13 protein-coding genes are annotated in these 11,512 nt (G+C 28.9%); 12 read left to right on the top strand and 1 reads right to left on the bottom strand.

From position 1 onward, the window contains the following. From VK071_09235 to VK071_09200, 8 genes are all read left to right on the top strand, one after another. Nucleotides 1-358, top strand: a 358-nt coding sequence (locus tag VK071_09235) for a tyrosine phenol-lyase (GenBank protein ID HLR35486.1), incomplete at its 5' end; no start/stop codon positions are given. A 370-nt stretch (nucleotides 359-728) separates the two neighbouring features. Next, on the top strand, nucleotides 729-1,631 hold the full coding sequence (locus tag VK071_09230; protein HLR35485.1) for a N(4)-(beta-N-acetylglucosaminyl)-L-asparaginase: 903 nt from the start codon (nucleotides 729-731) through the stop codon (nucleotides 1,629-1,631). 449 nt (nucleotides 1,632-2,080) lie between these two features. Further along, nucleotides 2,081-2,233 carry a hypothetical protein gene (locus VK071_09225; protein ID HLR35484.1) on the top strand — a complete coding sequence of 51 codons (153 nt, stop codon included), beginning with the start codon at nucleotides 2,081-2,083 and terminating at the stop codon, nucleotides 2,231-2,233. A gap of 61 nt (nucleotides 2,234-2,294) precedes the next feature. Then, nucleotides 2,295-3,482 (top strand): SAM-dependent methyltransferase, encoded by a 1,188-nt coding sequence (locus VK071_09220; protein ID HLR35483.1) that lies wholly within the window; start codon nucleotides 2,295-2,297, stop codon nucleotides 3,480-3,482. A 25-nt stretch (nucleotides 3,483-3,507) separates the two neighbouring features. Next, on the top strand, nucleotides 3,508-3,807 hold the full coding sequence (locus VK071_09215; GenBank protein HLR35482.1) for a DNA alkylation repair protein: 300 nt from the start codon (nucleotides 3,508-3,510) through the stop codon (nucleotides 3,805-3,807). 85 nt (nucleotides 3,808-3,892) lie between these two features. Further along, complete coding sequence (locus VK071_09210; GenBank protein ID HLR35481.1) at nucleotides 3,893-4,390, top strand: LURP-one-related family protein; 498 nt, start codon at nucleotides 3,893-3,895, stop codon at nucleotides 4,388-4,390. 25 nt (nucleotides 4,391-4,415) lie between these two features. Beyond that, nucleotides 4,416-5,300 carry a 4Fe-4S dicluster domain-containing protein gene (locus VK071_09205; GenBank protein ID HLR35480.1) on the top strand — a complete coding sequence of 295 codons (885 nt, stop codon included), beginning with the start codon at nucleotides 4,416-4,418 and terminating at the stop codon, nucleotides 5,298-5,300. Between the two features lie 138 nt (nucleotides 5,301-5,438). After that, nucleotides 5,439-6,497: a ribose-phosphate diphosphokinase gene (locus tag VK071_09200; protein ID HLR35479.1), complete on the top strand. Its 1,059-nt coding sequence runs from the start codon at nucleotides 5,439-5,441 to the stop codon at nucleotides 6,495-6,497. 427 nt (nucleotides 6,498-6,924) lie between these two features. Here VK071_09200 and namA read toward each other — a convergent pair whose 3' ends face one another. Continuing rightward, entirely contained in the window at nucleotides 6,925-7,947 is a 1,023-nt protein-coding gene (gene namA, locus VK071_09195) for an NADPH dehydrogenase NamA (GenBank protein ID HLR35478.1), read from the bottom strand. Nucleotides 7,948-8,878: 931 nt separating this feature from the next. Between namA and VK071_09190 the strand changes: the two genes are divergently transcribed. From VK071_09190 to VK071_09175, 4 genes are all read left to right on the top strand, one after another. Further along, entirely contained in the window at nucleotides 8,879-9,085 is a 207-nt protein-coding gene (locus tag VK071_09190; protein HLR35477.1) for a dodecin family protein, read from the top strand. A 286-nt stretch (nucleotides 9,086-9,371) separates the two neighbouring features. Next, entirely contained in the window at nucleotides 9,372-10,283 is a 912-nt protein-coding gene (locus tag VK071_09185) for a phosphotransferase (protein ID HLR35476.1), read from the top strand. A gap of 484 nt (nucleotides 10,284-10,767) precedes the next feature. After that, complete coding sequence (locus VK071_09180) at nucleotides 10,768-10,896, top strand: hypothetical protein (protein ID HLR35475.1); 129 nt, start codon at nucleotides 10,768-10,770, stop codon at nucleotides 10,894-10,896. A 72-nt stretch (nucleotides 10,897-10,968) separates the two neighbouring features. Continuing rightward, entirely contained in the window at nucleotides 10,969-11,487 is a 519-nt protein-coding gene (locus VK071_09175; protein HLR35474.1) for a GNAT family protein, read from the top strand. Nucleotides 11,488-11,512: the final 25 nt, after the last annotated feature.

Genomic DNA, 11,512 nt, shown 5'->3' with positions numbered 1-11,512 from the left:
GCCAATAGGGGGCCATGCGGTATTCTTAGATGCTAAAACATTTTTACCTCATATTCCACAAAGTGAATATCCTGCTCAAGTTTTAGCAGCTGAAATTTTTATTGAATCAGGTGTTAGAACTATGGAGAGAGGAAATGTTTCAGCAGGTAGGGATGTAGAGGGTAATGAATACTTCCCAGAATTAGAGTTAGTTAGATTAACATTGCCAAGGAGAGTATATAGTTATGCTCATTTAGACTTTGTAGCTGAAGCTATAATCAACACATATAAGAGAAGGGATGAAATAAAAGGTCTTAAATTTACCTATGAACCGCCAGTACTGAGATTTTTCACTGGTAGGTTTCAACATGTGGAGTAGTCAAAGGTAAAGAGGCTAAGTAGAATAATTTAAGCTGGCTCCTAAAATTTAGGGGCCAGCTGTTTTGTATATGAATATTTTGATTTATGAAGAATAACTAGATTGTATATGAGGGAAAAATATATTTGACTTTTTATGTAAGGATTGTCAAACCTCCAATTACATAGACAACTGTATGTTAATTTAGTAAAATAAGAATTAATGAAATGAGCCTGGATACTAGTGACTTAAATTGTGAGTTAAGCATTTACACTATTAAGGGAAATATTTTTTAAAATCACTTATAGTTAACTTTATAGCAGATATATCGATATTATATATCTAAATATACTGCTATATTTATAACTATTAGAAAATGGGGGTATAGGTTATGAAGTGGGCGATTATAGGAACATGGGAAATGGCAGAAGAAGGTGTAACCGAAGGGGCAAATCTATTAAAAAATAATGGAAAATCTAGTGTGGTAATAGAGAAAGCTATTAAAATTGTTGAAGATAATCCAGACTATACTTCAGTTGGATATGGTGGACTACCAAATGAACAAGGTGTAGTAGAATTAGATGCGGCTTATATGGATGGGGCAACCCTAAATGTAGGAGCAGTAGCTGGAATAAGAGATTTTAAAAATCCAATAAGTGTAGCTAAAGAATTAAGTAAAGAAAGATTTAATTGTTTTTTAGTAGGGGCGGGGGCAGATGAATATGCACAAAAAAATGGATTTGAAAGAGTGAATATGTTAACCGAAAAAGGAAAAGAAGAATATGAGAAAAGAGTAAAAGAAATTGCAGAAACCGGATTAAGTCCTTACGATGGACATGATACAGTAGGCATGGTAGTTTTAGATATGGATAATAATATGAATGCAGCAACATCAACAAGTGGATTATTTATGAAAAGAAAGGGAAGAGTTGGTGATTCACCAGTTCCAGGCTCAGGATTTTATGTAGATAATGAAGTGGGAGGAGCAACAGCAACAGGCCTAGGAGAAGACTTAATGAAAGGTTGCATATCCTATGAAATAGTTAGACTAATGAAAGAAGGATACCATCCTCAAGAAGCTGCAGAGAAAGCTGTATTAGGTTTACATAATGAGTTAACGAAAAGGAGAGGAAAATCTGGAGATTTGTCGGTAGTATGTTTAAATAATAAAGGTGAATTTGGTGCAGCTACTAACATGGATGGATTTTCCTTTGTAGTAGCTACTGATAGTCAAGAGCCTACAGTTTATACATGTAAAAATGTAAATGAAAAGACAATTTATGAAAAGAAATAATGATAATTAGTGAAAAAAGGGAAACGTACCCTTTTTCTCACTTTAAAATTGGAGATGAAAATGATAAAAAAGTAAAGATATTATTGTTATCTATATTATGTATTATGATTTTTAATAGTAATTGTACAGTTTATGCACAAAATAACACTGTCCTTCCATCTGGACTTTGGATAGGATATACTAACAACAATTGACTCCTATGTTAACAATCATGAAGATACAACAGTTGGTGTATCTATTTCTATTTTTAATGGTCAAGATACTTTATTTCGTGGTGATTATGGTTATGGAGATATTGAAAAACAAATTCCTAAATTTATAATATTGCTTTGCCTTTTATATTAAAGAAATGAGAAGTTACAAAGAAAATAAGGGTAAAGTATATCATAACTGGAATAGTTGGATGTATCATTAGTTTAAATATTTATTACAGAAAAAGATAATATAGAATGTCAGATCATACGCTATTTATTGAATATGAAGTAAAGTTTAAAAATATTCCTGGTAAATTATTTACCAAGAAGGAAAAAGAAATAGGAAAAGAAAGAATTAAATTTATGGAGAAATACTTCAAAAGATTAAAATTAGAGATAAACGGTTAAAGGTTAAAAGTAAGAAAAAAGGACTGGCCTTTTTTCCATTTAAAAAGAGGAGAGATTTAGAATGAATGAAGTTATAGAATTATTAAACAAAGTTATATTAAATGAAGAGATTATATTTGGAACTCTCAGTAATCTTAGGAAGAAAGATAAGGATAGTTTTAATAAAGTAGATATAAAGCCAGTTTTAATAAAAGATGAAATAAAGATTCAACTTACCTACAATTATAAAACTAGGGTTATACATGATAACCTTGAACCTAACAAATCTATTGAAAAGATAGAGGAACTTTTAACTGAAAGTTTTAGACAAGGTATGTTCTTTACAGGAGAAGCAGACTATCAAATATTAATATCTAAAAAGGGAAAGGCTAGGATATTAAAGAAAAAACCTACAAAAACAGAAATGAATCTATCACATAATAGAAAAAAAGAATATATAATTGAAGATGGAAAACCTTGCGATTTTCTTATAAGGCTAGGGGTAATGAATAAAAAAGGAAAGGTTATTTCAAAAAGATACGATAAATTTAGGCAGATAAATAGATTTTTAGAAATGGTAGCAGATGTAATGCCAAGTATAAAAAAAGATAAAACTATTAATATTATAGATTTTGGATGTGGAAAAAGCTATTTGACTTTTGCACTTTATTATTATTTAGTAAGTATTCTAAACTTAGATGTAAATATTATAGGACTTGATTTAAAAGAGGATGTAATTAGATTTTGTAATGAAGTGGCTTTAGACTTAAATTATGAGAAACTTAAATTTGTACACGGAGATATTAAAGATTTTGAGGGTTCCAAAGATGTAGATATGGTAGTTACATTACATGCTTGTGATACTGCCACTGATGCAGCATTAGTTAAAGCTGTAAACTGGGATGCTAAAGTTATACTTTCAGTTCCATGCTGCCAACACGAATTTTATGACAAGATTGAAAATCCAGTATTAGAACCAATGTTGAAACATGGCATAATAAAGGAAAAGTTATCATCATTAGTAACAGATAGTTTAAGGGCCAATGTACTAGAGATTTTAGACTATGAAGTGCAGTTACTTGAATTTATAGATATGGAGCATACTCCTAAAAATATATTAATAAGGGCCATAAAAATTAAAGAAAAGGATAACAAAGAGGCTATAGATTCTTATATTAGATTTAAGAAATTTTGGCAGTTGAAAGATTTATATATTGAAAAAGAGCTTAAGCATATCTTAGATGAAAAAATTATAGATGCGGAAATGTAGAAAAATTAATATAAGGGTGTATATTATGGATATATTTGAGATATTTTATAGTAACAGAAATGAAGAACAATCGAAATCAATGGCAAAATACATAAGATATTTATTCACCTTTCTTGGTTTGAAGAAGCCAGAAAGGGCGGCGTTGTCAAAGGAAGTTTTAAAGGCAATTATACATAATTCGGAGACTACAGAATTTTTTATCAATAAAGCTATTGGCTGGACTTTAAGAGAATATTCTAAAACTGATAGGAAATGGGTAGAAAATTTCATTGAGCAAAATTCATTAGATCCTTTAAGTGTTAAAGAAGGAAGTAGATATTTATGATGAAGATGGAAAGATTGAAGCACTATGATTTTATTTAGTGAAATGATAGAATGAAATATAAATAAACTTAAGGGAGATTGTAATAATGAAATATATTGTTAGAGAAAAAATATTTACTATTGGAAATAAATTTCAAATAAAAGATGAACAAGGAATACCAAGGTTTGAAGTCGTCGGAAAAGTATTGACCATAGGAAAGAAATTAAATATTTATGATATGTTAGGGAGCAATGTATCTCATATTGAACAAAAGATATTAAGATTTTTACCAGAATATAATATATACCTAAATAACAAGTTAGGAGCAACAATAAAGCAGAAACTTACTTTATTTAAGTCCAAGTTTTCTATCAGTAGTGATTTTGGAAAATTCGATGTAGATGGGGATATTTTTGATTATAATTTTTCTATATATAAAAATGGTAGAAAAGTAGCAAGAGTAAATAAAAAATTAATATCTTTTTCAGATACTTATACGGTGGATATAGATGACAATGAAAACCAAGCTTTTATATTATCAATAGTTATTGTTCTAGATCAAGTTTTACATGATTATAAACATAAATCTAATGTACAAGATTAGGTAGAACAGGGAACGGAGGATTTTAGTGGAAAAGGATGAAATAAGGAAGTTAAGATCTGAAGGCTTTACGCCATTAAAAACTAAAGGATATTTTAGGATACGTATTATTAGTAAAGCTGGTAAGATGACTGCAGAAGATATGAAATATATTTGTTATATATCAGAAAAATATGGAAAAGGTTATATGAGTTTTACAACTAGGTTATGTGTGGAAATACCTTGGATTAAGTATGAAGATATAGATAGTATAAAAGCAGATATAAACAAATTTAATCTTTTATTATTAAAATCAGGACAAAACCTTAGACCTGTTGTTACTTGTAAGGGAGCTATATGTGGTAATGGAATAATAGATGCTGAAGATATAGGAAATAAAATTTTTGATAAATATAAAGATTATAAATTACCTGGGAGATTTAAAATTGGCATTGTAGGTTGTCCAAATAATTGTTTACAAGTCCAGTCAGAAGATTTTGGAATAGTAGGCCAGAGAGTTCCAAAAGTTATAGAGGGAAAATGTAGGAACTGTGGTCTATGTATTAAGAACTGTAGAAAAAATGCCATTTCTATTGAGAATAGCAAACCAATTATAGATAATCTAAAATGTATAAATTGTGGTAAATGTATAGAAGGATGTAAATTTGGTGGGATAGTTGAAAAAGATATAGGAGTATCAATATATTTAGGTGGCAAACTTATAGAATTACAAAATAGAGAAGGAGTGGCTAGTAGTATATTTTCTTTAGAAGAGATGGAATTATTTTTAAAGCATACTATGGATTTCTATAATAAATATGGAAAAACAAAAGAAAAATTTAAGGTTATGTTAAGTAGATTAGGTACAGAGAGATGTATTGAAAGTATTGTAAAGATGACCAGGAGAAATATTAGTAAATCATATTTTTTCTAATATCTTATTATATGAAAAGGTGAGAAATAGAATAAAACTAACTATAATTATTGGAAAAAGAATGATTGGCTTGATGTCAAAAAGCCTTGGTGATGTAGATATTTGTGTAAAATATTTGGAATAAAGATAAGGATAAAAATGATTAAAAAACTTAATATGGAAGATATATATGCTGTGAAAAATAAAATTAACAGTAGGAGTGAAAATATGCTTCAAGATAATAGTGATTTAAAGATATTTGCTGGAAGTAGTGGAAAACATTTTGCTGAAAGAATGTGCGAATATTTAGGAGTAGAACTAGGTGTATCACAGGTTATTACATTTTCGGAAGGTAATACTTTTGTAAAAGTTGAGGAAACAGTAAGAGATAAAGACGTATATCTAGTACAATCCATAGGGTTAAAACCTAATGATGAGTTTGTAGAAATATTATTTTGGATGGATACATTTAAAAGAGCAAGTGCTAAGTCAATTACTGCAATAATTCCATACTTTGGATATGCTAAAGGAGATAAAAAAGATGAACCACGTGTATCTATTCGTGGAAGGGTTTGTGCAGATTGTTTAGAACTAGCTGGTGCAGATAGAATAGTAACAATGGATTTACACAGCCATCAGGTCCAAGGATTTTTTACAAGACCTGTTGATCATTTGTTTGCTTTACCTGTTTTATGTGAATATATAAAGAGTTTACATATTGAAAATTTAATAGTTGTTTCTCCAGATGCAGGGTTTGCAAAGGAAGCTAGAAAGTTTGCCTCATACCTTGATTTATCAGTAGCAATTGGAGACAAGATTAGGAGAGGCCATGATGAGAAAGCAGAAATACTTGAAATAATAGGCGATGTAGAGGGCAAGAATGTACTTATTGTAGATGATTTTAGTATTTCAGGTGGTACTCTCATAAATATTGCAGAAGCATTAAAAGAAAAGGGAGCAAATAAAGTAATAGCATGCCTATCCCATATTTTATTAGACAATGAAGGAATAAAAAAAGTAGAGAATAGTCCTATTGAATTAATTATTAGTACTGATTCTGTGAATAATGAAAATATTTTACATAGTAGTAAAATAAAATTAATATCTGTAGCTCCTTTATTTGCCGAAGCTATTCAAAGGATACATAATCGGACATCAGTCAGCCCACTTTTCAATGAAATACCAGAAAAGGTAATCAAAAATTCTATTAAAGAGTAGTGAAGTATATTACAAAATTTAAATTTTAGTGACATTTAAGTTAGGACCTTTATTAGGGCCTTTTGAAATTATAGATATTAAGGAGTAGGAAAGTTAATGAATATGATTGCAAAGTTAGATAGAAAGGCAAATCCAAAACTCTATATTTGTATATGTGGAGAGCATGGGAAATATCAAATTCTATAATATGTTGCGATAAAGTTGGTCTTGATTATGTATCTTGTTGGCATATTTAGTACTTATAGTATGACTCGCTGCAGCCCAAGTAGCTATTAAAAATGTATAATTAATAATTGCATGATAAAAAGTATCTATTCTTAGTTGGGAAGGTACTTTCTATTATATTAAAAGAATGATGTTTTATAGATGTTTTATATAAAGTAAAATTTAAAGCCCTAGCCATTATATACTAGGGCTTTAAATAACACTAAATTTTAGCTCTTTTATAAGAATAAGGCCATTCTATATCTTCATTTAATTTATTAGCAGCTTCTAATGGCCAGTAAGGGTTTCTAAGTAATTCTCGTCCTAAGAATATAAAATCAGCTCTATTATTTTTAAGTATTTCTTCAGCCATTTCTGCTTCTGTAATTAGTCCACCTGCAATAACAGGTAAATCAGTTCCTTTTTTAATTATTTCTGCAAAAGGAACTTGATATCCTGAATATGTATCTATATCTGCAGGAACTACTGCTCCAGAACTGACGTTTATTATATCTATTCCATCATCTTTGACTAAATTTATAATATCTACTAAATCTTTTGGATGGTTTCCATCTTCTACATATTCTTCACCAGAAACCCTTAGTATTATTGGTTTATCTTCAGGCCAAACTGTTTTTATTTCCCTTATTATTTCCCTTAAAAATCTAGTTCTATCCTCTAGATTTCCACCATATTCATCTTTTCTATTATTAGTTAGTGGTGATAAAAATTCATTTATTAAATAGCCGTGGGCTCCATGAATCTCTATAGTATCAAATCCAGCTTTATTGGCTCTTCTAGCCCCTTCTTTAAAAGAGTTTATTACAGTTTCTATATCATCTTTAGTCATTTCTGTTGGCGTAGGATAGCTATCGTCAAAAGCAATAGGTGATGGGGCAATAATTTTCTCGGACTTTACTTCACATTTCCTTCCGGCATGAGCTAATTGAATTCCAACTTTCGCACCTAGTTCTTTTGAACTTTTAACTATTTTAGATAGTCCTTCAATATGAGAATCATCCCAAATTCCTAAATCTCCATCTTTTATTCTTCCTCTACTTTCTACTGCTGTAGCTTCTAAAATAATAAGACCAGTACCACCTATGGCTCTGGAAGCATAATGAATTTCATGCCAGTTCTTAGCATAACCCTCATCATCGGTAGCAACCATGCACATTGGAGCCATTACTATACGATTTTTTAACTCTAAATTTTTAACCTTAATATTTGAAAAAAGTTTGCTCATTAATAATCCCTCCATTATAAATATCTTATACCCAATTGTTATAGTACTTATTACAAGCCAGATCATAATATAGTAATAGAGAATAAACTATTATTTTAAAAATTACTTGTTTTAGAGAAAGGAAAAATTCTAAATATTATTTTACCTATTATTTTTTCTGTGGGTATACTTCCGAAATGTCCGCTGTTAAAGCTTATTCCATAACTCCTATTATCTCCAATTACGAATATTTCGTTTTCAGACATTACATAATTGTTTCCATAAATAATTGATTGAGTAAATAAGTGTTTTTGAATGTAGGGCTCAAATACATATTCATCATTAATATATATTTAACTATCTATAATGTATATCTTATCTTCTGGCAATCTTATAATTCGTTTAATAAAGAGTTTTCTATCATTTTCTAAAGGTGAGGAAAAAGTAACTATATCTCCCCTATCATATTCTTCAATATCTAAAACAGTCCCATATTTTTTAATATTAACCTATCTTCTTCCTCTAAGGTTGGGTTCATTGAATCGCCTTTAACATATGTAATATCAAAAATAAGAAATCTTATAAAGAAAGAAATTATTATTGCTATGGCAAAGGATTTAAGCCAGTCTATTTTATTGTTTTTTTCTTTTTTATTATTTCTCGAAAAATTATTATTTATATTGTACCTTACTTTCCATTTACTTTTAATGGCAGATTAAATGGTAACCACTGTCAATATATTCATGAAGGTTTTAAATTTTAAAATACAATCCTGTAACTTTATAAATGATATAAGAGACTTACTTATTATGAAACTGTAAATATGATTGTTTAGAATTGAAATTTTTATAAAGCTAGAGATATTAATACTTTTAGCAACTAATATATAGATATAATCTGGATACAATAATAGGGAGAATATATACTAGCTAATATAAAATTGGATGGGAGGATGGTTATGGTGATTGTTAAAGTTATAGAACTTCTTTCGGAATCAGCAAATGGTTGGGAAGCTGCAGCGCAAGAAGCAGTTTCAGAAGCTTCAAAGACAATAGACAATATTCAAAGCGTATATGTAAGTGATATGCAAGCTGTTGTTGAAAATGATAAGATAGTTAATTATAGGCTAAATGTTAAGATCTCCTTTATTATTGAGTAATGACTATATGTCTTCCTTAATTTACTTATATAATGGACATGTAAAACGACTACAATAACAGGATTGTTTTACAAGAAAGAATTAGTAATAGTAAAGAGGTCTAGGAGCTATTGTTCTTGGCCCTCTTTTTTAGTATGCCAAGTTTTATATAAACAATCATACTAGGTATATCATAAAGTAAAATCAAATATTTTTAATTTTCATATTGCCCTATATTCACAAAGGTACTAATAGAAATGCCAAATAATATTATAACAATGCTATAATATGCAGAAAGAGGTGAAAGATGATGAGAATAGAATCTTTAAAGGATATATCTTATTATAGGGATTGGAAAATAATAAAAAGGATTAATAAAGGCTGGTCAGAGGATGAAAAGTTTTTCATAGTAGATAAATTAGGTAATAAATTGCTTCTTAGATTATCAGATATTAGTTTTTATGAAAGGAAAAAATCTGAATTTGAAAATTTAAAACTAGTAATTGAACAAGAAATTAATATGTCAATGCCAATAGATTTTGGTATATGTGATAATGGAAATAAAGTGTATTTGTTATTTACATGGTTGGAAGGAGAAGATGCATTAGATATATGGCCTACATTAAATAAGCATAGACAGTATGAATTAGGAGTACAAGCAGGTAAAATATTATGTAAAATACATAGAATAAAACCATCGGAAACTATTGGATATTGGGCAGAGATTTATAAAAATAGAATTGATACAGTAATTGAAGCTTATAAACAATGTGGTCATAAAATTCAAAATGAACAGGAAATCATAAAATTTATTTATAATAATGAAAAATATTTAAAGGGTCGCCCAATTACTTTTCAACATGGAGACTATCATATAGGTAATATGGTAATAACTCCTGAAGGTAATTTAGGAATTATTGATTTTAATAGATCAAGTTTTGGAGACCCCTGGGAAGAATATGATAGGTTTGTATTTACTTGGGGTGAAAGCACATACTTTGCTAATGGACAAATACATGGATATTTTAATAATAATGTTCCAGATGATTTTTTTAGACTTATGGCCTTATATAGTGCTAGAAATTTAATAGCAAGTATACCTTGGTCATTAAATTTTGGTGAAAAAGAATTGAAAACTGCTATGAGGAATATTGATAAAGTAAATAATGTATACAATGGGTTTGAAACATATATTCCTAGATGGTATGAGGAGATTTAAAAGATTAATTGATACAACAAAATATTTCCAATGATTAATTAAATTTTACCTTGAATAGTGTAACCTTTTCAAGGTTTTTTCGTGTAAGATAATAGAGGGGAATAAGGGTGGTGGTTCATATTAGTAATGACATAAAATAAGTATTTAGGCGACCCTTATATATTTTCTATGAAATATGGCGCTTTTATGAAAAGTATTGGTTATTAGCAGGTATTATAGTTTTAATTTTCGTGGCTTTTATTATTAGAGTGCTAAAAAGAGTATAGGGCTTTTTATTTTTGTAAAAAGAGAAAGGCTATAGTGGTCTGTGATAATCAATAATGGAAAATAAAGAAGATCTGTTAGTAAAGGATGTCTTTTAAATTTATAAGATATAAGTTTAATAGAAGGATTTTCACATATTATATGGAATAGATAGTGTATACTTAATGTACTCAGTTTCCTGTTCCATTTACAAAAGATGTCGTAGGCATAAATGTAGTTTGTGACTACCGATACTTGTAGGGAAAATGAAGAAACAAAAACTATTTCACTTAAAGAAGGAATAATTAAAATAAAGTTGGTAGGTAGAAAGGCTAAAGGAGAAGTTAAGTTTAATATTGATGAAAATTAGCTTCTAGAGTGAAGATTCTTACTTAAAGAAATTGAAAGTATGAGAATAGAGTGCTATTAATGAGGTGAGAATGTGTTATTTAAACTAAAAATTAATAAGGCGTCAAAGGAGGATGCTGAAGATATTATTGAATATTTAAATATAATTGGTGGAGAAAGTGATTATCTTTTATTTGGTGAAAATGAATTTAAAGATATGCCTATAGAAAGAGAAGAAGAAATAATAGAAAAGATGAACTCATCAAGTAAATCTGTTATGTATGTAGGAAAGATTAATGATGAAGTAGTATCTATAGGGTCACTGCATGGAATTGGCAATAGAGTCCGCGTTGCTCATAGGGGAGAACTTGCTATAAGTGTTAAGAAAAAATACTGGAACCAAGGTATTGCTTCAAAAATGATGGAAGAACTTATTTCTTTTGCAAAAGATGTGGCTAAGCTAGAAGTTATTCAACTAGATGTTAGGTCTGATAATTTAAATGCAATAAAACTTTATAAAAAGTTTGGATTTAAGGAAATTGGATTATATGAAAAATATTTTAAAATTGATGAAGAATATTTTGATGCTGTGATGATGAATTTATATTTATAGAAATATAAATATATTGATTTTGAAG

This window comes from Tissierellales bacterium, assembly GCA_035301805.1.
GTDB lineage: Bacteria > Bacillota > Clostridia > Tissierellales > DATGTQ01 > DATGTQ01.
The sequence above is the reverse complement of the archived record's forward strand: the minus strand, read 5'-3'. Positions and strand labels throughout refer to the sequence as shown.